Genomic DNA, 25,399 nt, shown 5'->3' with positions numbered 1-25,399 from the left:
AGTGCGCCTTCTTATCTGCGGCGATAGACTCGCTCTGGTTCTTCAGTCGCTGATCGAGAGCTGACACACATGACGGACGACCCCCGCGCGATCAGGCTGGACGAGTTCGTGCCCTACCCTCCCGACCGCGTGTGGCGGGCGTTCGTGGAGCCCCGGCTGGTGACGAAATGGCTGGGGCCGGAGGATTTCCAGCCGGTCGTCGGCCACCGGTTCACCATCGTGACGCAGGCCGTGCCGACGACGAAGTTCGACGGCGTGATCCACTGCCGGGTGCTGGCCATCGAGCCCGAGCGGATGCTCCGCATCAGCTGGGACGACCACGGCCCGAGCGGAGCGCGGTGCACGGCGACCTGGCGGCTGGTCGCCGAGGGCCACGGCACCCGCCTGTTCTTCGACCACGAGGGCTTCGACCCGGACGACGAGCTGCAGCAGCGAGCGCGCCGGATCATGGGCGGCGGCTGGCGCTCGTGGTTGTTCAGCCGGTTGGAGACGGTCCTCGCCGGCGACACGGCCGGGCAGGACGCGACCGGCGAAGGGCTCCCCTACCGCCCCCGCTGATCGGCCTCCTCCTCGACCACCGTGTCGCGCAGGAGCCTCAGCCGGTCCTGCCAGTAGACCTCGTACGGGTGCAGCCAGTTGGAGATCTCCTCCAGAGGCGCCCGGCACAGCGAGTAGTGGCGTTCCCTGCCCACTCTCCGCTCGGTCACCAGGCCGGCGTCGCGCAGCACCTTCAGGTGCTCCGACACACTCGGGCGGGCCATGTCGAAGTGCGCCGCCAGGTTGTTGACCGAATGCGGCCCGGCGAGCAGGAGCTGGAGTATGCGGCGCCTGACCGGGTTGGCCAGCGCCGGGAACACGTCGTCGAGCAGGGTGGGGACGCCGTCTGGCGTCGTCGTCTTCCCGCTCCGCGGCATGATGAGCAACCCTTGATCGCACTGTCGCCGGCGGCCCGGTATGCGCCGACCCGCCTACATTATCAGTAGGCGCTATCCTACCTGTCAATGCGGCCGGCGGGAGCGAGGGCAGGACGGGCGCGCCGGGCCAGGCGAATCCTCCCGCCGGACCGCTCACCACGTCACCGGGAGCGCCTCGGGCCCTCGCACCAGCCGGTCGGCTTTCCAGACGATCTCCTCGGGCTCGACGGCGAGCCGCAGGCCGGGGACCCTGCGCAGCAGACCGCCGACGGCCGCCTCGATCTCCATCTTCGCCAGCGCCGCGCCCATGCACCGGTGCGGGCCGAACCCGAACGTCAGGTGCGGCTCCCGCTCGGCCTCGGCGTCGATCTCGTCCGGCTCGGTGAAGACCTCCGGGTCCCGGTTGGCCGCCGACAGCTGGGTGTACACGGCCTCGCCCTTGGCGATGAGGGTTCCGCCGACGACGACGTCCTCGGTGGCGACGCGGGCGAATCCGCCGGGGCTCTCCAGCGGGACGAAGCGCAGCAGCTCCTCGACGAGGCGGGGCAGCGGCGGACCATCGCCCCGCGCCAGCTCGGCGTAGAGGCCGTCGCGGAGCATGACGAACATCATGTCGGCGATCTCGTTGACGGTCGTCTCGTGACCGACCACGAGCAGGGTGACGCCGAACGTGATCAGCTCCTCCTCGCTCATCACCGCCTCGACGTCCCGCGCCCGTACCATGGCGCTGAACAGGTCGGCCGCCGGCGCGACGCGGCGCTGCCCGACCAGCCACCGCAGGTATTCGGTGAGGCTCAGGAACGCCGCCTGGATCTCGTCCGGGGTGAACGCCGTGACCGACATGACGATGTCCGACCAGTCGCGGAACTTCTCCCGGTCGGCGAACGGAACGCCCAGGATCTCGCAGATCACCGAAACGGGCAGCGGCAGCGCGAGATCCCGCACGAGGTCCGCGGGCGGCCCCTGCCCGGTCATCCGGTCGAGCAGGCCGTCGACCTGCTCGTCGATCCACGGCCGCAGCTTCTCCACCCTGCGGGGGGTGAACGCGCGGGCGGCCACCTGACGGACCCGCGTGTGGTCGGGCGGGTCCATGCTCATGATCATGCCGGGGTTCTGGACGATGTGCGGCTGCAGCCGGGGCAGGTCCATCGTCAGGGTGACCGCACGGCTGAACCTCGGGTCGGAGAGCACGAACTTGGTGTCCTCGTACCCGGTGACCAGCCACGCGTCCCCGCCGAAGGGCATGCGGACGCGGGCGACGCGCTCGGATTCCTGCAGCTTGCGGTACTTCGCGTCCAGCTCCAGCCCGGTGGTGGGGCCGAACGGGAATCGGTGCACGGTGCGCTCGTCCATCACGCGCTCCCGGCGGGCGTCGTCCCGGCCGGGGCCAGTTCCAGGATGGCCAGGCCGAAGGAGGTCGGGTGTGAACCGGTGATGGTCAGCCCGGCCCGCGCGGCGAGCTCGTCGTACTGCGGGCGGCTGCGTTCCTTTCCTCCGCAGAACAGCAGCATCATCATGTCCAGCCGGGCCAGGCTCCGCTGGTCGCCCGCGCCGCCGACGACCGTCTCGACGACCAGGAGGCGGCCGGTGGGCCCGAGGGCTTCGGCGCCGCGCCGCAGCAACCGCACCACCTGGTCGTCGGGCCAGTTGTGCAGCACGTTCATCAGGACATAGGTGTCGGCGCCGGCGGGCCACCGGCCGAAGAAGTCCCCCTCGGCGAAGGCGATGCGGCCCGCGACCGGCGAGCCGGCCAGGTGGGCCCGTGCCGTGGCGACCCCCGCCGGTGTGTCGAACACCGTTCCGCGGGCTTGCGGGGAGATCTTCAGGATGGCCTGCAGCAGCAGCCCGTGGCCGCCGCCCACGTCCACCACGTCTCCGCGGGCCCGCCAGTCGACGGCCGCGATGACGCTGTCCAGGGATATGCGGGTCTTGTGGGCCATCGCCTGCTCGAACGACGCCGCCAGCGGCGGGTGCTGGGCGAGGTCCGCCCAGACGTCCCGGCCGAAGATCCGCTCGTACACCGGCTCGCCGGTCCTGATCGCCTCCATCATGAGGGTGGGCGTCTGGTCGAGCCGGCACATCGCGCTGTCCATGCGCCACCAGTCGCGCATGCTGACGGGGCTGTCCCCCGTCATCAGCTCCGACAGCCGCGTCGGGCGGTACAGCTCGGAAGCCGCGTCGTACTCGAAGACACCCAGGGACGCGAGGTAGCGCAGCAGGCGGCGCACCGCTTCGTGATCCACCCTCTCGCCCGCGGCCTCGAGTCCTTTGAGTATCGCGTCAGCAGGGGCGCCGCCGGGCGCGACCAGGTCGGCCAGGCGCAGCGTCGCCGCCACGCGGACGGCCCAGGGCGCGACCGTGTCGGTCAGGGCCAGCATGGTGCCGAACGCGTCGTCGGCCTGGATGTCGGGCATGGCATCGGACACCTTTACTCCGTTCGGGAGCGCGCGGCGGTCAGTTGAGGAACTCGCGTGCCGGATTGGCACGGGGATAGGTGCGCATGTAGTCCAGGAACATCGCCAGGGTCTTGTCACGGGCGGTGAGCAGGCCCGGCTGGAAGTGGATGGTGTCGAAGATGTCGGAGTCATCGGAGTAGAACTGCATCTGCGCCTTGAACACCCGCTGCAGCGCTTCTTCCGCGGCCTCCTCGGTCTCCGACCCGTCCTTGCGGATCCCGTACACGAAGAACGAGTCCGTCCGGCCGGGAGCGGGCAGGCTGGGCGAGGTCATCCAGAAGTACCAGCGCCCGTTGAGCAGCCCTGTCTGCAGGAACAGGTTGGGGCCGTGGATGTCGATCCGGACGTCGTACGCGGTGCCGTCCGGCAGCGAGCCCACGAGGTCGTAGCCGTGGCTGTGCTCGGTGCGCCGCACGGTGTCGGCGGGCGGCACCTTCAGGTCGAACCCGTGCGGCAGGGACAGGTGCTGCAGGTCGAGGGTGTGGGCCGAGACCATCCAGGGCTCCATGGCCAGGTGGCCGAAGCGTCCGCGCCGGGCCCTGATCTCCTCCTCGGGGCAGGGCAGCCCGGGGATCCGGAAGATCGGTTCGGTGCCGTTGAAGGCCCACACGACGCCGAACCTCTCCTCGGTGGGGAACCTGAACAGCCGCGCGCCGTCGGGCACCGCGTCGCCGCTGCCGGTCCGGCGGCACACCCCCCGCTCGTCGTAGGTCCAGCCGTGGAAGCGGCATCTCAGCAGCCCGTCGGCGGCCGTCCCCACGCTGAGGTCGGCCCCGAGGTGCATGCAGTACGCGGACAGCACCGACGGCCGCCCTGACCGGTCGCGGAACGCCACCACGCGCCCGCCCAGGAACTCCGCGCCGACGACCGCGCCCGGCGTCAGATCCTCGGCCATGCAGATGGGGTACCAGCTCTGTGTGTAGAGTCCGTCGTCGCCTTCGTGGGGAAGGTGCGGGCTCGTCGGCCGGGGCACCGGGGCGTCGAGACTGGTCACGGTCACCTCCGCTGGGGGAATAACGCGGTGGCCCAAACGCTAGGTCAGGCCGGTCGCCGGTACTTCTTCGAGCCTGCGCAACGGCCGTCAGGTGCCGACCGTCGAGTCCAGCAGGCTTTCCTGCGCCGCCAGCAGCGGGGAGACGAAGACGATAGGGGGATCGCTCGGCCGGCGCGGGCGCAGGTCGATGACGATGCTGCTCTGGGTGACGTGGCCGCCTCTGACCTGTATATGCCCGTACGAGCCGACCAGGCAGAGGCCGGGCACGTCGCTGGTCATCAGGTCCTCGACGTCGACGTCCGGCGGGAAGCTCATCGCCAGGGCCATGTAGGAGCCGTCGGGTCCGACCGCCAGATCGGCCTCGCTGGTGCCCCGCGCCATGGCGCAGGCGGCCGGCCAGCCCTGGGGGATGCCGGACTCGAAGAGCCCGATCAGCGCGAAGTCGCCCGGCCGCAGGTTGTTGAGCCGCACCCGGAGCGTCCGGGCCGGCTCCGGCTCCGGTGGCGGGGGCGCCGCGGCGTCGAGCACCGCTTCCCAGGACTGGTCGGCCATCTCGCTGATCAGCCGCCGGAACTTGCGCGGGGACACCCCGACGTGCCGCGCGAACTGGTGGGAGAACGTGCCGAGGCTCGTGTACCCCACCTGCATGCAGATCGTGGTGATGTCCAGGTTCGTGACGGCGAGCAGCCGTTTCGCCTCGGCGATCCGCAGCGCCGCCAGGAACCGCGCGGGGGTGGTGGCGGTGATGCCGCGGAACACGCGCAGGAAGTGGAACGGGCTGAAGCACGCGGTCTGCGCCAGGTCGTCGAGCGAGTGGGTGCGTGACAGGTCACGCCGGATCTTGCTGAGGACCTGTTCGACGGCCCGGAGCCGATGATCGTCTGACATGCCGGGCTTGTCCGTTGCGCTGCTTCCGCGGATCCGCACGCTTACCTCCAGCTCCCAGTAGCATCCGCTCACGGGGTCGGGGTTGTCCACGCCGCCCGGCCGTCGTTCAGGCCGGCCTGGAGGGCTCCGGCCACATCGACGCCCAGCCGCCCTGGGCGCCGTGGGTCTCCCGCAGCAGATCCGGGATCTTGGCGACGTCGAAGACCCCCCAGTGCTCCACGATCTGCCTGCCGTCGAAGCGGAACGTGTTCGATCCGCCGATCGCGAAGGACCGGCCCGTGGCCGGGATGCCCATGAACTCGCCGGTGTGCGCGAAATGCAGCTCGATGGCCTGGGACAGGAACTCCCCCTCGCACACCGAGACCAGCACCTCCACCTTGGTCGTGGTCAGGGCGTCGGCGGCCTGGCCGAACCGGTGCGCGACGCCGTCGCGGCCGGGCGGATCCCACGGAGGCGCGAAGTGGTCCACGAACTCCGGGGCCAGCACCTCCTCTATCGCCGACAGATCCCTGGAGAAGAGGACGGCCCCGCGGAAACGCCGGACGACCTCTTCCCGTTCGGCCTTGACTGTCGCCAGTTCGTCGTTCACACGCCCTCCCAGGTCATGCGGTCGCCTCCAGCAGCTCGCCGTCGATGAGCCCGAGCTGCTCCAGGAGATGGACGGTGTCGGCGACACCCCAGTGCTCGACCACCTTGCCGCCGACGATGCGCAGCTGGCCCATCAGGGCGCAGCGGACGGACCGGCCGGTGGGTTCGATGTTCAGATAGGGGCCGGAATGGGTGGCCGAGACCGTGAGCCGGGTGCTGACGAGGTCACGCTCGGCGATCATCTCCTCGACGTGGATGTGGATGTCCGGGAACGCGGCGATGAAACGCTGCATCTCCCCGCCCACCTCACTGGCGGGCATGGCCCCGTCCCGCCCGTGATGCACCATGTCGGGCGACCAGTACCGCATCATCTGCGAGACGTCGCGGACGTTCCACGCGTCGACGAGCTTCCCCACGACGGCCTTGTTCGCGGCGAGCTGGTCCGTATCGACGTGCACGGTTCCTCCCAGTCGGATGACACCTCCTTAGGCAAACACATCGACGTATGCCGGGTTTCTTCGAGATTGTCGTTCTGACGGGCTCGATTGACCCCGCCGTCAGGCGGCGGTGAGACTGAACGCGATTCAGCTCCCCCCGCCAGGAAGGTCGGAACCCGTCATGACGATCACGGACGACGTACGACACCGGCCCCGCTCCGAGCCGATCCCCTCCGAGGGCGAGGACGGGTTGTTCACCCAGACCTGGCACCCGGTGTGCCTGAGCGACGCCCTGCCCGAGACCGGGGGCATCGTGGGCGCCGACCTGCTGGGCGGCAGGGTGGTGGCCGTGCGCTGGCCCTCCGGTGAGGTGGCGGTGTTCAGCTCCTACTGCGTCCACCTGGGCGCCGACCTCGCGGTGGGCAGCCTTGAGAGCGACGCCATCCGCTGCGCCTTCCACGGCTGGCGGTACGGGATGGACGGGCGGTGCGTCTCCGCCGGCGGCACCCCGGTCGATCCGCGGGCGCGGTTGTTCCGCTTCCCCACCGTCGAGGCCCACGGCATCGTGTGGGCGTTCAACGGCTCCGCGCCGCTGTTCGAGCTGCCCCGTGCGGACCCGCCCGTGCCCGGGGCGCGCGTCGCGACCCGGGCCATGGCCTTCGACCAGCAGCTCGCGGTGGATCCGTGGGTGGTCGCGGCCCAGACCATGGATCTGCAGCACTTCGCGCTCCCGCACGAGGGGAAGTTCGTCGAGGACCCCAACGAGTCGGTCACCTGGGACGAGTTCTCCGTCGGCTACCGCTACCACGCGCTGATGCCGGGCGGCGAGGAGTACCGCGTGTGGGCGTCGATCCACGGCAGCAACATCTTCTGGCAGCAGGGCACGCTCGACGGCCGCTGGTTCTACTGGATCACCGGCATGGCGGCGCCCCGGGCGCGGACGACCGCCTCGTTCTTCAGCTGGGGCACCCACGTGCTGCCCGGCGAGCCCGCGGAGAAGGCCGAGGAGTTCCTCACGAAGGCACAGGCCTTCATGTTCAACCTGCTGGCGGAGGACGCGCCGGTGCTGATGACGATTCACTACACGCCCGGGTTGCTGACCCGCGGCGACGCCGCGCTCGCCGACTTCTTCGCGTACCTGCGCAGGTATCCGCGGGCCAACCCGGCTCGGCACTATCTGCGGTGACCCGGCGTGCCGGGGCCGGGAATCAGGCGTTCTGCTCGTACGCCTGCCGCAGCAGCGCCCTGACCTCGTCGTCGACCTGTTCGACGGCGGTCAGGCCGAGCTTGTGGGTGGACTGGCCCGGCGCCGTGGCCTGCTTGAGCCGCTGGTCCGCCGGCGGGTCGGTGAAGCGCAGGCCGAGATCCATCCGGCTCGCGGTGGCCGGCTGGATGGCGGCGAACTGCCGCTTGCGGTTCACCGCGACGAAGCCGGCGCGCACCTCCAGGGTCACGTCACCGCCGAGCCCGGTGGCCGCCTCCACCAGCGCTTCGTAGATCGGCTTCAGCGCCTGCCTGGATCCGTCGTACTGCGCGGCGAGATGATCGTCGGCGGTGGGCTCGGACCAGCCGGCTTCCTTGGCCGCGGCTGTGGCGACCGCCTCCTGCTGCGGTTTGGTCAGCCCGTGCTCGGACTTCAGCCACTGCCGCACGGCGCGCTGGTCGAGCGGGTCGAGTCCGGACTCGCCCACCGAGGCGACCCACTCCTCAAGCGACTTGCCGGTCTTGTCGGATAGAGAGGCCGCCACGCGGACCAGCATCTCCGCTCCTGAGAGCGCCATGGCCAGGTTTCCTTTCAATGGATTGCGGAAGTCAGCCCCAGGCTCCGCCCGGGTCCTGCTCGGGCGCCCGCACGCGGCTCGCGACCACGGCGGCCACCACCATCAGGACGGCGCCCACGATCAGCGCGGTGTTCAGGCCGCTGGTGAAGCTCTGCCCCACCGCCATCTCGATCCGGGCGCCGACCTCCGGTGTCACCCCGCCGACCTGGGGCAGAACGCCCTGGGCCGCCACCGAGGTCTGCTCCACCGCCTTGCCGGCGGCGTCCTGCGGGACCCCGGCCGCCGTGAGGCGCCCGGGAAGGTCGGCGGCGACGCGCAGGCTGATGACGGTGCCGATGATGGCCGTGCCGAGAACCGCGCCCAGCATGAGCGCGGTCTGCTGCATGCCCGACGCCGTCCCCGCGAGGTTGGCGGGGCTGTGGCCGAGGATCACCCCGACGGCCACCGGCACGATCGCGCCGATCCCGACGCCCATCAGCCCCAGCGACGGGCCGAGCAGCGCGTACGAGGAATCGGCCTGCAGCAGCGCGATCCCCACCGAGCCGAGGGCGACCAGGACGGCGCCGAGCATCATCGGCACGCGCGGGCCCCGGTCGCTGCCCAGCTTGCCGCCGACCGCGGCGCCGACGCCGAACAGGACCGTCTGCGGGAGCAGCAGCAATCCGGCGGTCAACGGCGCGTGGCCCTGCACCTGTTCGAGGTAGAGGCCGAAGTAGAAGTAGCTGCCGAAGGCGACGAAGGCGGCCATCGCGATGACCACGACGGCGGCCGAGAGCGACGTGGAGTGGAACAGGCGCAACGGCAGCACCGCGTTCGCCGAGGTCTGCTGCCGCCACAGGAACAGCCCGCCGAACAGCGCGAAGGCCACGAAGAGCAGCCCGGTGAACAGGTCGAGGCCGTCCACGGGGATGCGGACGATCCCCCACACCAGCGCCAGCAGCGCGCCCGACAGCAGGATCACGCCCGGGATGTCGATCGGTGCGACGAGCCGCCGCTCGCGCCCCTTGTCGATCAGCAGCAGGCCGGCGATCACCACGACCACGCAGATCGGCACGTTGAGGAAGAAGATCCCCCGCCAGCCGAACTGACCGACCACCAGGCCCCCGACGAAGGGACCCGCCGCCATGGCCAGCGCGCCGAACCCGGCCCAGATCCCGATGGCGGTCTTCATGCGATCGTACGGGAACAGGTTCCGGATGATCGCCAGGGAGTTGGGCGCGAGCACCGCGCCGAACAGGCCCTGCGCGACGCGGGCGGCGATGAGCACTTCCACGGAACCGGCGAGTCCGGCCGCGACGGAGCTGGCGGCGAAGCCGACCATGCCGACGAGGAAGGTGTTGCGGTGGCCGAACCGGTCACCGATCTTCCCGGCCGTGATCAGGAAGACGACCACCGCGAACATGTAGCCGTTGCTGACCCATTGGAGCTGGGTGAGCCGGGTGCCGAGTTCGACGGCGATCATCGGGTTCCCGATCGCCATCACGGTGGAGTCCAGCGCCTCCATCATGGCTCCGAGAGAGACCAGCACCAGGGTGATCCACATCCGGGTCGAGACGGTGCCTGCGGGCGGGTGGTCGTCCGCATCGGATGGTGACCACGTTTCGTCGCGGGGTGGTTGCGTCATGGTTTCTCCCACCTCAGTACGCCCTTCGGGCGAGGCGCGTACCGGGCGCTAGACGATGGGCGGGCCACCACGCGGGCCGGGCCGCGCGGTGGTGACGGTCGGGTCAGGCGCCGCCGCCGTCGGTGATGATGAACGTGTTGCCGTCAGGGTCGGTGATCGTCGCCTGCTTGCCCCAGGGCGTCGGGGTCGGGTCGTCGATGGAGAGACCGGCCCCGCGGAGGGCGGCCACGGCCTCGTCGGTGTTCTTGGTCTCGAGCATGGCGTTCTGGACCTGCGGCGTGTTCGGGATCCAGTTGCACAGCACCAGCGTGGTCTGCCCGCCCTTGGGCGCCACCTCGATCCAGCGCAGGTTGTCGCCCATCGGCATGGGCTGCTCGGTGCGGACCTCGAAGCCGAGTTTGTCGACGTAGAAGGCCTTGGCGGCGTCCTGGTCGGTGACGGGAACGGTGAGTTTCTGAAGATGCGTGATTTCCATGCGGCAATCGTAGGTAGGGAAGATCCTACCCGTCAAGGGTCGGCTGCTTCCTACGCGTCGGCGTCGCGCGCCCGGTACGAGGGGCCGCAATGTGGGAGAAAAGTCGCGCCCTCCTGTCGGGCATGCTCGGAGGATGGACGCGACGAGACGAGGCCGGATCCTCGTGGCGGGCGGCGGCATCGCCGGGCTGGCCCTGGGCATCGCGCTGCGCCACCGCGGGCTGGACGCGGTCGTCCTGGAGCGTTCGGCCGAACCCGAGCGGGCCGGCGGCGGGCTGGTGCTGGCTCCCAACGCCGTCAAGGCGCTGGCCGCGATCGCGCCCGATCTCGCCCGTCGCGTCCGGGAGGCGGGCCACCCCGCGGGCGCCCGCGGTTCGGCCCCGCACCGCAGCGCGTTCCTCGACCATCGCGGGCGGGTGCTCGGGTGGGTGTCGTTCGACGGGTACGAGGACCGCTGGGGCATGCCCTCGGTCACCGTCCTGCGCGCCGACCTGCACCGGCTGCTCCGCGACGAGGCTCAGGCGGCCGGGGCGGAACTCGTCGAGGGCCGCGCCGCCACCCGTTACCTCCACGGTGACTCGGGCGTCGGACTGGTCACCGGCACCGAGGACGTCCTGAGCGGGGACGTCCTGGTCGGCGCGGACGGCATCCACTCGGCCGTCCGCGCCCAGTTGCTGGGCGACGGCCCACCGCGCCACCGGGGGTTCACCGCGGTGAGAGGCATCGGCCCGGCGCCCGCCGCGTACCCGGACGGCTTCATCGCCTACGGGCGGGGCCTGGTCCTGTTCACCGCCGCCATCGGCGGCGGCGAGCTCTACTGGGTCGCGTCGATGACCGCCCCGCGCGGCGTGATGCCGTCCCTGCCGATCGCCGAGGCCCTGTCCCGGGTGCACGAGCGCGTCGGCGGCTGGCACCCGGACCTGCGGAAGGTGACGACCTCGGCGGACCCGGCCGGGTGCGTGGCGCACGACGTCTTCGACCGCCCGCCGCCGCGCACGTGGGCCCGGGGCCGCGTCGTGCTCGCCGGCGACGCCGCGCATCCCATGGTCTACACCCTCGGTCAGGGGGCCGGAATGGCCCTGGAGGACGCGGCCGTGCTGGCCGGCGTGCTGGCCGCCGTGCTGGCCGGGGGCGTCGCGACGACCGCGGCGGTCGAGGCGGCGCTGCGTCGCTACGCGGCGGAACGAGGGCCGCGGGTGCGCAAGGTCGTGCGCCAGTCGCGGATGCTGGGCCGCGTCGCGCACGTGCGCTCGCCGCTGCTGGCCGTCATCCGCGACGCGATGCTGAGGGCGATGACTCGGGGAGGCGATTCCGGCAGGCAGAGCTCCGACCTGTTCGGGTGGGCGCCCCCGTGACCTATCGCCGCCGGTCCGCCAGGTAGGCCGCGCCGCGCGGAGAGATCCGGTAGCCGGTGCCCAGGCTGACGGTGAGGCCGAGGTTCTTGAGCTTCCGCACGTCCAGCTTGAACTGGGCGGCATCGCGGCCCAGCTCTTCGGCCAGGTCGCCGGCCCGTACGGCGGGCCGGCGGCTGATGATCTCCAGGGTCGCCGCCGTCCACGGCCCGGTCTTGCTCGCCCGGTCCAGCCGGGCCAGCCTGGCCTCGACGTCCTCCAGGTCCGCCGCGGTGAGCTCGCCGGAGGCGGCGAGCTCGTCACGGGGATCCGGCTCGTCGACGAACCGGATGCGGAGCCGGTACACGGGGTCGCCGGGGCGCCCGCGAAGGTCGCCGGCCACGGCGGCGGCGGACGGGTAGCCGGCCGCCGCCGCGTCGGCGTCCGTGATCTGCTCGGGGGTCACGACGTCGACCGCGTCGACCGCCACCTGTCCCAGCGCGGTGCGGTACACGTTGCCCGCGGTCGCCTGCCGCTGCCGCCAGCGGCGGAACAGGACGGTGATGGCGCCGCGCCGGATGCCGTCGTGCCGTTCCTTCTCGATCAGCATGAGAGGAAGGCTACTTCCCGGCGCCGGTCAGCCCCGGCCGGACGCGGCCGGTTCCAGGAGCCGGTCCGGGTTGGGGCAGACGTGGTCGGGGCCCGGCGTGCTCCCCGTCAGCAGGAAGTCGCAGACCAGCTCGTTCAGTCCGGTGTTGCCGTAGAACGGGAAGACCCGGTGGTGCGCCGTGTCCGCCACGGTCACGAAAGTCGAGCGCTCCCCCAGCACCTCGTGCATCCGCCGGGCGGCCGCCCAGGGAGTGGACATGTCCTCGTCGGCCGCCACCAGCAGGTAGCTGCCGCCGCCGGACTCCGTGCCGAGCCGGGTGGCGGGCTCCGCCGGCGGGACGGGCCAGAACGCCGGCGCCTTGATCCCGTTGAGCGCCGCGCCGGTCCAGGGGAACTCCCCGGCCGCCTTCAGCATGTCCTGCTCGTAGAGCGCCGGGCTGCGGGGCCAGAGCGCGTCGCCGGCCAGGATCGCCAGCTGGGCGACCGTGCCGCTCTCCTCCTTCGGCTCGCCGAACATCCGGGCGAGGAACTCCATGCTGCTCGCGTCGAGGTCCGCCTGGGTGAGCAGGTGGCGGAGGATGTCGGCGAGGACGGGATAGGCCTTCTCGCTGTTGAGTATCCCGACGGGGATCAGCCTGGCCAGGGTGCGGTCGAGGGGGAACCCCATCAGCGTGACGGGCTCCCCCCGGTCCACCGCGGCGAGGACGGAGTCGTAGGCGGCCCGCACCTCGGGGCCGGCGGTGCCGAGCCGGTAGGTGGCGTGCTGGGTGGCGGCCCACCTGCACCACCGGTTCAGCGCGCGTTCGCCGTTGGCCGGGAAGTCGGTGAACAGCCCGCGCCACACCCAGTCGGGGCTGCAGATCGCGTCCAGCACCGCGCGGTTCAGGTGCGCGCCGAACATCTCGCCGTAGACGGCGCCGAGATAGGTCCCGTACGAGTACCCCAGGTAGTAGATCCGGTCCGCGCCCAGCACACCGCGGATGACGTCCATGTCGCGGCAGATGTTGCGGGAGTTGGCGTGGGCGAGCAGGTCGAGCGTCCCGGCCGAGCACTTGGCGGCCACCGTGGCCTGGTAGCGCATCTCGGCGTCGAAGGACTCGGGCTGGTGGAAGACCCAGAAGCGTTCCTCGGGTTCGAGGTCGCAGAAGACGGGGGTGCTGGCGCCCATGAACCGGTGGTCGAACCCCACGACGTCGAACGCCTCGGTCAGCCGGTCGGGGAGGCTGCCGAGCAGCGCCGCCAGGAGTGCCAGGCCGCTGTTGCCCAGGTCGTCGCCCGGGCCGACGAGAAGCACCCCCTGGCGGCGGCCCGTCGCACTGTGCCTGGCGATGCCGATCTCGATGTCGCGCTCCCCCGGCCGCCGGTAGTCGAGGGGCACCCGCAGCACCGCCCGGCGGGCGCCGCCCAGCGCGGGGTCCGGCTCGCCCCATGCGACCTGCTGCCGGTAATAGGACGCCGGCTGGTTCATCGACGGGCCTCCCCATCCTCGTAGGAGTCGTCGCCCACGACGACGTCGGCCTCCGGCAGCCGCCCGGTCATCAGGAACTCCTGCGCCACCGCGTCCACCCGGGGGTCGCCGGCGAAGGGGAAGATCCGGTGTTCGATCACGTCCCGCAGCATGACCAGCCGGGACCGGTCGCCCAGCAGGCCGCGCAGCCGTCTCGCCCCGGCGTCGGAGGTGAACATGTCACGCTCCGCCTGGATCAGGAGCACGCCGCCCGTCTCGCGCGGGCCGAACACGGTCGGCGGCTCCAGCGGCTGGACCGGCCAGAAGGCGCCGGCCTTGACGCCGAGCAGCGCCCGGTCCATGAACCCGGACGCGTCCTGAACGGCCGCCTCGTACTCCTCCAGCGCCCGCGGCCAGGCCGCGTCCCCGCACAGGATCGCCAGCTGCGCGGCGGCGGTGCTCGCGTCGCGTGGCACCGCGAACATCGAGCCGATGAGCTGCTGGGTGCCCGCCTGGAGTGGCGCGCCGGACCTCGCCGACCGGACGACGTCCTCCAGGGCCGGATGTGAGCGCCGCGAGCTGAGCAGCATCATCGTCAGCACCCGCAGGAACTGCTCGTCCAGCGGCACCGGCACCCCCGGCAGCGTGACCCCCGCCGCCCCCGCCTTGCGGAGGACCTCGTCGAAGGCGTCGCGCACCTGCTGGGGGGTGTCACCGAGGGGACCCTGCGGGCGGGCGGTCGCCGCGCACCAGTGCCGCAGCGTGGCCTCGCAGTTGCGCGCGAAGTTCGTGAACAGGCCCTGCCACACCCAGTCGGGGCTGAGGACGCTGTCGAGGATCACCCGGTCGGCGCGGTCGCCGAACAGCTCGCAGTAGACGGCGGCGACGTAGGAGCCGTAGTTGTGCCCGAGCAGGCAGACGCGCTCCTCGCCGAGGGCACGCCGGACGACGTCGAGATCCCTGGCGATGGCGCGGGTGGTGATGTGCGGCAGCACGTCGACGGAGTGGCCGGCGGCCTTGGCGGCGAGCTCGGCCTGGAACCGGACCTCTTCGGCGAACGACTCCGACTCGTGGAACACCCAGAAGATCTCGCGCTGGTCCAGCCCCCACCGCAGCGGCGCGCTCTCGCCGCTGAAGCGGTGGTCGAACCCGATCACGTCGAAGGCGGCGGCGACGGACGGCGCCAGCGCCGCCCTCACCTGCGTGGCCATCGCGATGCCGGAGCTGCCCGGGTCGTCGGGGGTGACGACCAGGACGCCCCGCCGGGCTCCGGGCCCGGCGGCGGGGTAGCGGACCAGGGCGAGGTCGATCGCCGGCCCATCCGGGTCGCGGTGGTCGACGGGTACGGGCACGCGGGCCCGCTGTGAGCCGTCGCCCGCCTCGGACCAGCGGATCGGCGCGGGCGGTGCGGGGACGTCGCCGGCCGTACGGGCTCCGCTCATGATGCCTTCCTGATCTCGTAGAGGACGTTGAAGGGGGTGGGGGCGGCGATCCGCCGGGGAGCCGTCAGACCGGCGTCGGCGCACAGGCGGGTGAGCACCGGCTGCGGGAGCCCCAGCATGCCCGCCACCACCGGCCCCGTCCGGGAGAGCGGCACCGAGTACAAGGTGCTGGTGCCGTAGAGGAAGGCGGCGACGTCCCCCACGTTCTCGTGCGGGTCGGTCGAGCAGTCCGTCTCCAGCAGCAGGAAGACGCCGGTCTCCGTCAGCGCGCGGGCCACGTCGCGCAGGACGTCGCCGGGGTCGGCCGCGAGGTGGAGCGAGTCGAAGGCCATGACCAGCTCGTACGGTCCGGACAGGCCGTCCGCGAACCCCGTCACCCGGGTGAGCGTCACCCGGTCCGCGACGCCGTACTCGGCGATCTCGCCGCGGGCCCGCTCGACGTTGAGTTCGTGCCGGTCGACCCCCGTGCAGCGCGAGGCCGGGAAGCGCCGGGCGAGCAGGGCGAGCGCGGTGCCCGACCCGCAGGCCAGGTGGGCGACCTCGGCGCCGGCCGTCAGCTTCTCCTCCAGGCCGGGGACGAGCGGCAGCCACTGGTCGAGCAGCATCGCTTCGAGCCACTTGGCGCTCATCCGCCAGGTGGCCTGGTACATCGCCGACGGATAGTCGCCCGGCGTCAGTCCCTCGCCGCTGCGGAAGCAGCCCGCCACCCGCTCGACCATCGCGGCCAGAGGAGGGACCAGGCGGGCGATCCCGCCGACGTAGAAGGGAGAGCCGGGGTCGGCCAGGAGCGCCGTGTACGCGGGCGGGAGGCGGAACTCCTCGCCGGAGCGGTCCAGCTCCAGATAGCCGGCCGCGGCCAGCGTACGCGCCCATTCGCGCACGTAACGGGCGTCGGCGTCGGCGCGCTTCGCGATGTCGTCCGCGCTGTGGCCTTCGCCGTCGGCCAGCGCCGCGAACAGGCCCAGCTGGTCCCCGACGGCGCACGACAGCACCACCATGGCGCGGCTCAGATCCGTCATGAACCGCGCGCCGGCCGCCATGGCCTCTTCGATGTCGGATGTACGGTCGAAAACGCCGGGATCGCCCATGTGCGCCACCTGTCGTCGTTTCCTGTCCAGTTCCGTCAGCGTAGGCATCGGCTCAGCCGGGCGGCTTCTTCCAGATTGCGGCCGCGGGCCGAGGCGATGAAAGAAACCGGCACGCCGGTCCGCGTCGGTGCGCGGGGATCGGCGTGCCGGGTGTCTGGCCGGGTCGTCGAGGCGGCTAGGCGGTCTCGCGCCGGGTGAACCAGACCGGCAGCTCGGCGAGGCCGCGGAGCACACCGGTCTCGCGGTACTCCAGCTTCTCGACCGGGCAGGCGAGGGTGATGTCGGAGAACTCGTTCAGCAACGACGTGAACGCGATCTCGGTCTCCAGCCGGGACAGCGGCGCCCCGATGCAGTAGTGGATGCCGTAGCCGAACCCCAGGTGGTTGCGGTCGCCGCGGCTCACGTCGAGCCGCTCGCCGTCCTCGAACCTGCTCTCGTCGCGGTTGGCCGCGGCGTTGGCGACCGTCACCAGCCCGCCGGCCGGGATCGTGACGTCGCCGATCGTGACGGGCTCGGTGGCCACGCGCAGCATCGCGCGCTCCACGGGGCCGTCGTAGCGGGCCAGCTCCTCGACCGCCGACGTCATCAGGGACGGGTCCCGGCGCAGTCGCTCGATCTCGCCCGGGTGCTGCAGCAACGCCAGCATGCCGTTGCCGATCAGGTTCACGGTGGTCTTGTAGCCCGCGATCAGGAGCAGGCCCGCCGTGGACACGACCTCCTTCTCGCTGAACGTGTTGCCCGAGTCCGACGCCACGACCAGCGCGCTGAGCAGGTCGGGCTGCTCCTCCTCGCGCCCCGAGCCGGGCTTGAGCTCGGCGCGCTTGCGGGCGACCAGGTCGACGAAGTAGTCGCGCAGCAGCCGGTTGGCCTCGTACGGGCGGATCCGCTCGCCCGTGACGTAGGTGGGGGTGAGGGCCGCGAGCACCCAGTTGGTGAAGCTCACGGCGTCCTGGTACGGCACGCCCAGCAGCGTGCAGATGACCTTGATCGGCATCGGCGCCGCGAACTCGCGCATGAAGTCGACCTGCTTGGAGGTGTCGATCCCGGCGAGCAGCTCATCGGTGATCTGCTGGATGCCCGGGCGGAGCCGCTCCACCCGCTCGGCGGTGAACGCCTTGTTGGCCAGCTGGCGGAGCCGGGTGTGCTCGGGCGGGTCGGCGTTGAGCATGTGCGGCTCGGAGTCCTCTTCGCCCTCGTCGTAGAGTTCCGTCTGCCGCATGACCTCCCACATGTTCCGGGGATCGCGGGAGAGCCGCCGGTCCGCGAGCGCGGCCCGCGCCTCCTCGTACCGGGTGATCACCCAGTGCTCGATGCCGCGCGGCTCCTTGACGAGCTGGACGGGTCCCTCCTCCCGCATGCTCGCGTAGATCGGGAAGGGGTTGTTGCGAAGATGCGGCTGGTACAGCGGGTGAACCTCGTCCTCGGCGTGTCCCATGTCGCCGGTCCTTCCGTTGGGTGTTCGTGCGATGACTTGCGCGGGCTCACGTCATCCGGGGATGCCGTCCGGCATGTCCGGTGGCGCGGACGCGCGCCGGATGAGAGTGCCGAGACGGTCGAAGGCCGAAGCCCAGAACCGCGTGAGCAGGGTGCGGTCGTGCGGGGCGGTCTCCGTCGAGCCGAACATCTCCCAGCCGTAGTGGAAGACCTGCAGCAGGCTGCCGCCCAGGTGCGCCGGCTCGATCCACAGATGGCCGGAGAGGTGATCCGGCCATCCGCCGCGGTCGAGCCTGAAGTTCAGGCTCGGCAGGTAGGACGGGAACCGCTGCCCGGCCTCCAGGTGCTCGGTGACCGTCAGCACGCAGCTTCCGCTGGCGTCGCCGATCACGAACGCCATCGGGTCGTCGACGTTCAGCGAGCCGGAGGTGCGTCCCGTCCAGTACTGCAGCGCGGGGACGGCGGTGAGCGCCGCCCACGCCTCGTAGGCCGGCAGGGGCAGCTCGGTCTGGACGTACGGCCCCATGCGCCGCCAGGTCCAGCGCACGTCCCGTCCGGTCTGCACGTGGTCGGAGAGCTGGTCGAGGATGCCCGGCCAGCCGGTGCCGTTCCAGCTCCGCCAGTCCGACGGCCCGTTCGAGCTGATCTCCGTGACGGTCACGGCGGTGGCCGCGCCCATGGCGGTGAGCTGCCACGTCACGCGGGTGGCCGGGCCCACGCCGACCCAGCGCCAGCGATAGCTCAGCGTGGCCGTGTGACCGTCCGGGCCGGGCGGCCGCACCTCGTCGGTGTGGCACCAGAAGAACTCGCCGTCGCGGAAGTCGAGCATGCTCCGCTCGCCCTCGCGCGCCCAGGACTCACCCGTGCGCGCCAGCCAGAGCCCGATCCGCCCGGGATCGGCCAGCGCCGTCCACACCGCGTCCAGATCCGCCGGTACGGTCACCGTCGTGATCAGCCTTTCCCACCGGTCGTGGGCGACCGGCTGGGCCGTCGCGCGGAAGGGAGGGAAGGGTGACGGCTCGGTCAGCGGAACGGTGAGCTCGTCGGGCAGTGGTGAGACAGTGGTCATGGCGTCCTCGGCTCGTTCAGAGGTGCTGGGAAACCGGTCAGGCGATCTTCTCCGGGGCCAGGTAGCCGCCCATGTTGAAGCGCAGGCTGGTCAGGTAGCCGACCGGCTCGGCGTCGGGGTTCTTGAGGTCGTGCAGCGGCAGCATCCGGTAGATCTGGCCCTTGCCCGGGGCGCCCGCCGGCGGGATCGAGCGGACGTCGTCGATCGTCAGGATGACGGGTTCCTTGTTGAACAGCGTCTTGCCCAGCTTGGGGATGTCGAACAGGCATCCGACGGCCATCCGGCACGCCTTGGCCGAAGGGCCCTCTCCCGCGTAGGGATCGAAGGGGTTGCGGATCTGGCCGGCGGACAGGCAGGTCGGGTTGAGGGTGACGGTGATGGTCCCCAGTTCCTCCGACGTGCCGGTCATCTTCATCTCGATGAGGTTGGTGTACACCTCGGCGTCGGCCCACTCGTTCTCCGTGGGCTCGGACCGGACCACCCGCACGTAACCGTCGAACTCGACGTCGAACTCGCCGACTCCGGGGATGGCGAAGGTGTCCCAGGAGTGGATGCCGAGGTTGTCGATGCCGGCCTCGGGCGTGGCCCAGCGGACGACCTGCGTGCCCTCGTACAGGTTGGGCACCCCGTCCGTCTGGACCGGCCGGCCGTAGACGGTGGTCTTCTCGGGATTGGTGATCATGGCTCTTCCTTTCAGGGGGTGTGTGATCGGCCTGTGGCCGGAGTCAGAGGCCCACGGCGCGGTAGTCGCAGCAGGTGCGCCCGGGCTCGTCGGCGATGCCGTCCTGGTTGCTGTCGATCTCGCCGTCGACGGTGCTGTAGACGTCTCTGGAGTTGAGGTCGATGCGGCCGTCGCCGTCCCAGTCGTTCAGCTTCCCCTTGAAGGTGCCGAGGATGAACACGTTGGTCAGGTCCCTGACCTCGGGGTCGTGCATGGTCGACAGGATGCCGTTGCCCGGCTGCAGGATCTCCTCGAGTGACTTGCCGGCGACGCTCTCGACGTTCGTGTAGCCCCAGCCCTGGAACCGGCCCCGGACGTACCTGATGGCGTCCTCGCCGCGGACCTTCAGCGTGGGGTCGAGGTGCCAGGTGCCGTAGCGGGCGAAGCCGATGCGGGTGTCGTGGGTGCCCTGCGAGGGGTCGTCCGCGCGGCCGGACTTGAAGAACGTCCGCGGGACCTGCGACTCGAAGAAGAAGTTGCCGCGGTCGCGCCTGCTGCGCTCGGTGAAGCCGCGGAACAGGTAGTTGTCCATGTGCGGCGAGCCGTCGACGTGCAGGCCGCTGATCGTCTTGGCCATCAGCAGTTGCTTCTCGCGGGTCGCGACGTTCGGGCACGCGTGCGCCTGGCCGTAGACGCGCGCCAGGCCGAGCGGGCCCAGCGAGACCTTGCCCCAGTGCTGGTTGGTGCCGTCGAGGCGGACGTAGAGGTCGCAGTGGATGAGCAGGTAGATCGTCTCGTCGAAGGTCCTGCCCTCGGTGAAGACGCCGCCGCGGCCGTCGAACGCGGGGTCGCCGGTGGTGAGCTCGCTGGCGAACAGCTTCGACCACTCGGCGATCTCCGGGTCGGAGTCCTTCGCGAAGCGGCGCAGCGCGGCGATGGCGTGCGGGCCGCCGAGCTTCTCCATGGCCCAGAGGGTGTCCCAGCGGACCTCGCGGTTCTTGTCGTGCCGGATGACCTCGGCGAGCAGCTCGAACGCGTCGGGCAGGTCCCGGTCGGCGTACTCGAAGACGGCCTGCTCGCGCATGACCGGGTCGGGGTGGTGCAGCGCGTCGTGCTGGAGCTCCTCGTCGGTCCGGTTGTCGACCCGGACGGCGGCCCTGTTCAGGGCGTAGCCGAAATCGCTGCACCAGGCGGCCGGGTCGCCGGCCACGAAGCGCGGGTCCATGCTGAGCGTCGTGCGGTAGGCGAAGTTGAGCGCGTCCCGCTGCTCGTCGCGGAGCGACTCGAGCGGCGGAGCCTCGACCGGAAGCGATGACTCAGGACCGGGGTTACCCACTGATTCCGGGGACTTATTGCATAGATCGATTGCCATCTGTTGCCTCCGAAGGGCGAAGTTGTGGCTACAGCAGTCACGCTAGGAGGGAGCGGATGACAAAACTTCTCCCACGTTGCCTACCGAGGCCGGGCACGGTGTTCGCGCCTGGCAGGAGAAAAAGTGATCGGATACTGTCGGCGTGACCTCAGAAAGCCGATCAGCCGGTCGAGGTGATCCATGGAAGGGTCGCGATGGGCAATCTGATCGCACCGAACACGGATTTGACGTTCGTCCCCGGCCCCTGCCCGCCGCGGCCGTGCGCGCTCCCGGAAAGGCGGCATTCCGGATCACGTGTGCACGCGGACGACGACGGGATCCTCGTCGAACTCGGCGCTCGCTGGCGCCCGGGTGACGCCGCTCTGCTCCTCGGCGGGATCAGGCGAGCCGCGGAGCGCGGCCTGCCGCTCACGCTCGCCCACCGCGGCGCCGGCGGCGGCAGCCTGCTCCGGGCGGCGTCGCGCGAGTGGCCGCACCTGCGTCACCGCGAGATCGTGCGCGACGGCCGGGAGTCCTTCCGTACGCGTCCGCCACGGTGGATGCGGTACCGCCTGCCCGCGCCCACCGGTGCCGGCGCCGAGCCCGCCGGGGTGGCGATCAGCGGCGGGCTCGGCGGGATCGGCCTGGCCCTGGCCGCGCGGCTCGCCGCCGCGGGGCACCCGCTGTGGCTGCTCGACCGGCGCCCGGCGGGCGGCCTGCCCGCTGCCGACCGGCGGCGGCTCGCCGCCACGATCGCGCGCACCCGCGTGGTCGTCGATCAGGCGGACGTCACCGCGGCCGTTCCCGCGGCACCCTTCCCGATCACGCACCTGGTGCACGCCGCGGGCGAGCTGGATCTGGCGCCGCTGGCCGACCTGGCCGCCGACGACCTGGAACGGCTGGCGGGCGGCAAGGCCACGGCCCTGCGCACCCTGGTGGAGGCCCTGGTGCCCGCCGGGCTGCGGTCGGTGGTGGCGTTCGGCTCGACCGAGTCCCGCCACCCGCACCGGCTGTTCGGCGGGTACGCGCTGGCCAACGAGCTGCTGCGGCGGGAGGCGGCGCGGCTGCGGGAGGAACGTCCGGAGGTGCGCGTCGTCACGGCGGAGTGGTCGCTCTGGTCGGCGGTGGGGATGGGGGCGGCCAGCGCCGGGATGGCGGGCCGGGCGGGGTTCGCGGTCGTGCCGCCGGAGTGGGGCGTCCAGGTCACCGAGAGACTGCTGGACCGGCGGCGGCCGATGCCGGAGGAGATCGTGCTCGGCGGGCCCCAGCCCACGCCCGAGCGTCCGGTGGCGGCGATCTCCGGGATCGGCGGCAGCTCCCTCGTGGCGGACGACGCGTCGGTGCGGCGCCTGGTGAGGCTCTGCCTCCCGGGCGGGACCGCGCGGCATCGGGAGGTCGGTCCGCGGGATCGGATCGTCCGCGCCCAGGTCGCGGACGACACCGTCTACACCTGGGGTTCCGGCCACCGTGACTGGAACACCCGCGCGCCGGGGAGGCAGAGGTGAACGGTTCCGTCGTCGAGCACTCCGTCCGGCTGCCGTGCGACGCCGCGGCAGCGTGGCGGATGATCGTGGACGCCCGGCGCGCCCAGGCCTGGTGGGGGCGGCTGGAGGCGGACATCACCCACGTCGCCCAGGAGCTGACCGTCGCGACGGGCACGTCCTCGGTGTACCGCCTCTGGGTCGAGACGATCCTCCCGGAGCGGGTCCTCGCGTTCACCAGCGCCTATCTCGGGGTCAGCCCCGTCACCGCCGTCCGGTTCGACGTCCTCGGGTCCGGGCCGGTGCTGCTGCGCGTCAGTGAGACGCTGGAGTCGGCGGACCCGGCGACCGTCCACCAGGCCAGGCGGCTGTGGCAGCACCGGCTCGATCGCCTGGCGGCGTCGCTGCCGGGCGCTCCCCCGGCCCCCGGCGAGACGGACGACGGCCTCGCCGACATCACCGAGCGCCGGACGCTCGACAGGCCGGGCTGGCGCCCGCTGCACCGGGCCGTCCTGAGCGAGTGGCTGCCGCTCTCCGGTCCCGCGTGGCCGCCGCGCTGGTTCTACGTGATCGACTCCGAGGGGCCCCGGCCGTTTCCCGTCGTCCGCTGGCGCACGCACTTCGACGACCTGGTCGCGCTCGGGATCGAAGCCGTGCCCGGGTGCCCGCCCACCGAGGCCGAGGTGGCCGTCACGGCCACCGCGACCGCGCTGGAGCTGCGGGTGCGGCACACAGGATGGGCGGCGCTGGACCTGGACGCCGAGACGCGGGAGGTGCTGCGGGACCGGTTCCTGGCCACCTGGCGGCACACCCTCCAGCGGGCGGTCCACGCCTGAGCCCGCCCCGGGCTCACCGGACTCCGGTGGCCGCGGGGACCTGCAGGCCGGGCCACCAGCGCCGGAGCGTCCCCTCCACGATCATCAGGGACATCAGGGGGAACGCGAAGTCGGCCGGCGGGTGGACGCCGTAGCTGTTCTGGTGCTCGAAGACGCGGGGGCCGAAGTCGGTCATGTCGAACCGCCCTCCCGGCTCCGTCGTCGCCCGTACGAGCCCGGCGATCTCGCGGGCGAACGCGCGCCTGCGCGCCGGGGTGTGCCCGGCGGGCGGTCCCGTGGGGAAGGCCGAGTCGTACATGATCTCCCCGCACCGCTGCCCGTTGCGGAGCGCCAGGTTGATGAAGAAGTCCCGGAGTGCGTCCCGGACCCTCCCGGGCATCTCCACGCAGTAGCCGGCGTCCAGGATCACGACGGTGCCGTCCGGCCGGATGTAGATGTTGCCCGGATGGAGATCGCAGTGGACGAAGCCGTCCTTGAAGATCATCGAGCCGACGGCTTCGAGCACCCGCGACGCGACGCGGTCGCGCCCGGCCAGGTCGGCGGCCGGAACGTCGTCGGCGAGCCCCGGGACGAGGTCGGTCACCAGGGCCACGGGGCAGGTGTAGTCCTCGTGCACCCGCGGCACGATGATCTCCTCGTACCGGGCCAGGTTCGCGGCGAGCCGGCGCAGGTGGCCGGCCTCGCGGAAGAAGTCGATCTGGCCGTAGAGCGCCCGGGACATGTAGCCGACGAGGTCGGCCATGGGCGCGCCGCCCGCCGCCGGCAGCTTCTCGGCCACCCGGGTGAGCGCGGTCAGCAGGGTGAGGTCGGTCGACATCGACTCCGCGACGCCCTCCCGCTGCAGCTTGACGGCCAGCAGGCGGCCGTCCGGGTCGATGGCCTCGTACACGCAGGCGATGCTGCCGCTGCCGACGCAGCGATCCGTCACGTTGAGCCGGCTCAGGCGCGGCTCCTGACGCGTGGCGAGGGCCAGTTGACGGCCGAACTCCGCGGCGCCCATCGGGGTGACGTCGTCGTGCAGGGCGGCCAGCTGCTCGGTGACGTGGGCGGGGAACAGGTCGGCGCGGCTGGCCAGCATCTGCCCGAACTTGACGTAGGTGGGGCCCATGCGTTCGACATGCCGCACGAGCCGCCTGGTGCCGCGCGTCTGCGCCCGTGTCCTGCCGCGGAGCAGCCGGTCGACCAGCCACGCCGACACCACGTGCGGCGCCGCGGCGCCCACCTGGCCGGTCAGCCGCGCCGCGCGGCCGGCCAGGCGGAGCCCGCGCACGCGTGGCAGGTGGTCCGGGCCGGCCGCGCTCTCCCGCGCGGGCTCGCCCGGTCCGGCATCGCCGGGCGCCCGCTCGGCCGTCCTGCCGAACGCGTGCGCCGCCACCATGGGGTGCACGGCGGGCAGCGTCGTGACCGGCGACAGCCCCGCCTCGGCGGCGGCGGCGACCAGGGTCTCGGGCGTCAGCCCCAGGGTGCCCAGCGGCCGGCCGCCTCGCGCGGCGGTGGCCGGGACGCAGTACAGCACGCTGGTCGCCAGCAGCATCGCCGCCGCCGGGCCGGTCAGCGGCGGAGACTCCACGACCAGCAGGGTGCCGCCGGGGCGCAGGGCGGAGGCCGCGGCGCGCAGCATGCCGGACAGGTCGCTCACGTCGTGGAGCACGCTGAGCGCGAGAATCAGGTCGTATCCGCCGCTCAGCGCCGTCGTGGCGTCCAGGTGGCACAGCGAGACGCGTCCGGTCAGGTCGCGCGCCGCCAGCCGGGCGTTGCCCGCGCTGGTCAGCCGTTCGTCGAGGTCGAAGCCCTGCGCCGTGATCCGGGGGAAGGCCGTCGCCAGGGTCTCCAGCGTCTCACCGGACGCGCAGCCGATCTCCGCCACCCTGCCGCCGGCCCGCAGGGTGTCGGTGAGCCCGGGGACGGCGGGCAACCAGATGTCCGGAAGGATGATCCCGGTCCACTGGGCGCTCATCCGCTGCATCGCCTCGGCGAGCTCCTGCGGATAGCTCGCGTCGTCGAGGGCTCCCCCGGTGTGATAGGCCTCGGCGATCGCGGGGACGCACCGGGTCAGCGCGCCGAACAACGCCACCCCCGGCTGCACGTCCATCATCCCGCCGATGTACGGCCGGACCTCGGGCGACCACGCGTAGCCCGCCTCGTCGTGGGAGACCAGCCCGGCGGCGGCCAGGCCGCGCAGCCACTCCTCGGCGAGGCGCGCGTCGCCGCCGGTGGCCCGGGCGAGCCCGGCCGCCTGAGCGGGGCCGGCGGCCAGCGCGGCGCTCAGCCCGGTCCGCGAGCCGAATTCCAGCATCGTGGCGACCATCGCGGTGGCCACGACGGCCATCGGCCGCGGCAGCTCCGGCCCGTCGCCGATCTCGTGTCGGGTCGTCCCGGCAATTCTCTCACCCATGGAAAGACACCCTTTTGGCACGACAGCAAATGTACGAATTATAGTCAGGCGTTTCCGGGGCGGCTTCTTCGAAATTGCGGTGTGCTTTCCTGCGGAATT

Annotated in this window: 24 protein-coding genes; 5 read left to right on the top strand and 19 right to left on the bottom strand. The window is 71.9% G+C overall.

Features of this window, described 5'->3' with window-relative positions; genetic code table 11:
* Window positions 1–69 precede the first annotated feature (69 nt).
* A complete protein-coding gene (locus tag FR742_RS11900) occupies window positions 70–558 on the top strand; it encodes an SRPBCC domain-containing protein (protein WP_148031020.1) in 489 nt (162 codons plus the stop codon).
* On the opposite strand, the gene FR742_RS11895 is transcribed toward FR742_RS11900, so the two are convergent.
* From FR742_RS11895 to FR742_RS11865, 7 genes are all read right to left on the bottom strand, one after another.
* Window positions 543–914: a helix-turn-helix transcriptional regulator gene (locus FR742_RS11895; protein WP_148031019.1), complete on the bottom strand. Its 372-nt coding sequence runs from the start codon at window positions 912–914 to the stop codon at window positions 543–545. The two genes, FR742_RS11900 and FR742_RS11895, sit on opposite strands and share 16 nt — an antisense overlap.
* A gap of 153 nt (window positions 915–1,067) precedes the next feature.
* Complete coding sequence (locus FR742_RS11890; RefSeq protein ID WP_148031018.1) at window positions 1,068–2,267, bottom strand: cytochrome P450; 1,200 nt, start codon at window positions 2,265–2,267, stop codon at window positions 1,068–1,070.
* Window positions 2,267–3,328: a methyltransferase gene (locus tag FR742_RS11885; RefSeq protein WP_187281109.1), complete on the bottom strand. Its 1,062-nt coding sequence runs from the start codon at window positions 3,326–3,328 to the stop codon at window positions 2,267–2,269. The genes FR742_RS11890 and FR742_RS11885 overlap by 1 nt, the downstream gene beginning before the upstream one ends.
* Before the next feature lie 40 nt (window positions 3,329–3,368).
* On the bottom strand, window positions 3,369–4,364 hold the full coding sequence (locus FR742_RS11880; protein WP_148031016.1) for an aromatic ring-hydroxylating dioxygenase subunit alpha: 996 nt from the start codon (window positions 4,362–4,364) through the stop codon (window positions 3,369–3,371).
* Between the two features lie 87 nt (window positions 4,365–4,451).
* Entirely contained in the window at window positions 4,452–5,252 is an 801-nt protein-coding gene (locus FR742_RS11875) for a helix-turn-helix domain-containing protein (protein ID WP_148031015.1), read from the bottom strand.
* Window positions 5,253–5,358: 106 nt separating this feature from the next.
* Complete coding sequence (locus FR742_RS11870) at window positions 5,359–5,841, bottom strand: ester cyclase (RefSeq protein ID WP_187281108.1); 483 nt, start codon at window positions 5,839–5,841, stop codon at window positions 5,359–5,361.
* Between the two features lie 13 nt (window positions 5,842–5,854).
* Window positions 5,855–6,298 carry an ester cyclase gene (locus FR742_RS11865; protein ID WP_187281107.1) on the bottom strand — a complete coding sequence of 148 codons (444 nt, stop codon included), beginning with the start codon at window positions 6,296–6,298 and terminating at the stop codon, window positions 5,855–5,857.
* 160 nt (window positions 6,299–6,458) lie between these two features.
* Between FR742_RS11865 and FR742_RS11860 the strand changes: the two genes are divergently transcribed.
* Window positions 6,459–7,463, top strand: coding sequence for an aromatic ring-hydroxylating dioxygenase subunit alpha (locus FR742_RS11860; RefSeq protein ID WP_148031012.1), 1,005 nt, complete (start codon window positions 6,459–6,461; stop codon window positions 7,461–7,463).
* 22 nt (window positions 7,464–7,485) lie between these two features.
* On the opposite strand, the gene FR742_RS11855 is transcribed toward FR742_RS11860, so the two are convergent.
* The 3 genes from FR742_RS11855 to FR742_RS44480 form a co-directional block, all read right to left on the bottom strand.
* A complete protein-coding gene (locus FR742_RS11855; RefSeq protein WP_222708904.1) occupies window positions 7,486–8,058 on the bottom strand; it encodes a DUF5655 domain-containing protein in 573 nt (190 codons plus the stop codon).
* 31 nt (window positions 8,059–8,089) lie between these two features.
* A complete protein-coding gene (locus FR742_RS11850; protein ID WP_148031011.1) occupies window positions 8,090–9,682 on the bottom strand; it encodes an MFS transporter in 1,593 nt (530 codons plus the stop codon).
* A 103-nt stretch (window positions 9,683–9,785) separates the two neighbouring features.
* The gene (locus tag FR742_RS44480) at window positions 9,786–10,157 is read right to left on the bottom strand and encodes a VOC family protein (RefSeq protein ID WP_187281106.1); all 372 of its coding nucleotides are present in this window, start codon (window positions 10,155–10,157) and stop codon (window positions 9,786–9,788) included.
* A gap of 133 nt (window positions 10,158–10,290) precedes the next feature.
* On the opposite strand from FR742_RS44480, the gene FR742_RS11840 reads away from it, so the two are divergent.
* Window positions 10,291–11,511, top strand: a complete 1,221-nt coding sequence (locus FR742_RS11840) for an FAD-dependent monooxygenase (protein WP_148031009.1) — start codon at window positions 10,291–10,293, stop codon at window positions 11,509–11,511.
* A gap of 1 nt (window position 11,512) precedes the next feature.
* Here FR742_RS11840 and FR742_RS11835 read toward each other — a convergent pair whose 3' ends face one another.
* From FR742_RS11835 to FR742_RS11800, 8 genes are all read right to left on the bottom strand, one after another.
* Window positions 11,513–12,097, bottom strand: coding sequence for a hypothetical protein (locus FR742_RS11835; RefSeq protein ID WP_148031008.1), 585 nt, complete (start codon window positions 12,095–12,097; stop codon window positions 11,513–11,515).
* Between the two features lie 27 nt (window positions 12,098–12,124).
* Window positions 12,125–13,564 carry an alpha/beta fold hydrolase gene (locus FR742_RS11830; RefSeq protein WP_148031007.1) on the bottom strand — a complete coding sequence of 480 codons (1,440 nt, stop codon included), beginning with the start codon at window positions 13,562–13,564 and terminating at the stop codon, window positions 12,125–12,127.
* Window positions 13,561–14,985, bottom strand: a complete 1,425-nt coding sequence (locus FR742_RS11825; protein ID WP_148031006.1) for an alpha/beta fold hydrolase — start codon at window positions 14,983–14,985, stop codon at window positions 13,561–13,563. Before FR742_RS11825 ends, FR742_RS11830 begins: the two co-directional genes overlap by 4 nt.
* Window positions 14,982–16,073, bottom strand: coding sequence for a trans-aconitate 2-methyltransferase (locus FR742_RS11820; protein ID WP_187281105.1), 1,092 nt, complete (start codon window positions 16,071–16,073; stop codon window positions 14,982–14,984). Before FR742_RS11820 ends, FR742_RS11825 begins: the two co-directional genes overlap by 4 nt.
* A gap of 175 nt (window positions 16,074–16,248) precedes the next feature.
* On the bottom strand, window positions 16,249–17,508 hold the full coding sequence (locus FR742_RS11815; protein WP_148031004.1) for a cytochrome P450: 1,260 nt from the start codon (window positions 17,506–17,508) through the stop codon (window positions 16,249–16,251).
* A gap of 51 nt (window positions 17,509–17,559) precedes the next feature.
* The gene (locus FR742_RS11810; RefSeq protein WP_148031003.1) at window positions 17,560–18,576 is read right to left on the bottom strand and encodes an SRPBCC domain-containing protein; all 1,017 of its coding nucleotides are present in this window, start codon (window positions 18,574–18,576) and stop codon (window positions 17,560–17,562) included.
* Between the two features lie 37 nt (window positions 18,577–18,613).
* On the bottom strand, window positions 18,614–19,258 hold the full coding sequence (locus FR742_RS11805; protein WP_148031002.1) for a DUF6073 family protein: 645 nt from the start codon (window positions 19,256–19,258) through the stop codon (window positions 18,614–18,616).
* 43 nt (window positions 19,259–19,301) lie between these two features.
* Window positions 19,302–20,573 carry a HEAT repeat domain-containing protein gene (locus tag FR742_RS11800; RefSeq protein WP_219548083.1) on the bottom strand — a complete coding sequence of 424 codons (1,272 nt, stop codon included), beginning with the start codon at window positions 20,571–20,573 and terminating at the stop codon, window positions 19,302–19,304.
* A gap of 332 nt (window positions 20,574–20,905) precedes the next feature.
* Here FR742_RS11800 and FR742_RS11795 point away from each other — a divergent pair, with 332 nt between their 5' ends.
* Both FR742_RS11795 and FR742_RS11790 read left to right on the top strand, forming a co-directional pair.
* Window positions 20,906–22,093, top strand: coding sequence for a KR domain-containing protein (locus FR742_RS11795; protein WP_187281104.1), 1,188 nt, complete (start codon window positions 20,906–20,908; stop codon window positions 22,091–22,093).
* Window positions 22,090–22,905: a hypothetical protein gene (locus tag FR742_RS11790; RefSeq protein ID WP_148030999.1), complete on the top strand. Its 816-nt coding sequence runs from the start codon at window positions 22,090–22,092 to the stop codon at window positions 22,903–22,905. The genes FR742_RS11795 and FR742_RS11790 overlap by 4 nt, the downstream gene beginning before the upstream one ends.
* A gap of 13 nt (window positions 22,906–22,918) precedes the next feature.
* On the opposite strand, the gene FR742_RS11785 is transcribed toward FR742_RS11790, so the two are convergent.
* Entirely contained in the window at window positions 22,919–25,300 is a 2,382-nt protein-coding gene (locus tag FR742_RS11785; protein WP_148030998.1) for an AarF/UbiB family protein, read from the bottom strand.
* Window positions 25,301–25,399: the final 99 nt, after the last annotated feature.

This window comes from Nonomuraea sp. C10 (assembly GCF_008017515.1).
Taxonomy (GTDB): Bacteria; Actinomycetota; Actinomycetes; order Streptosporangiales; family Streptosporangiaceae; genus Nonomuraea; species Nonomuraea ferruginea.
The sequence above is the reverse complement of the archived record's forward strand: the minus strand, read 5'-3'. Positions and strand labels throughout refer to the sequence as shown.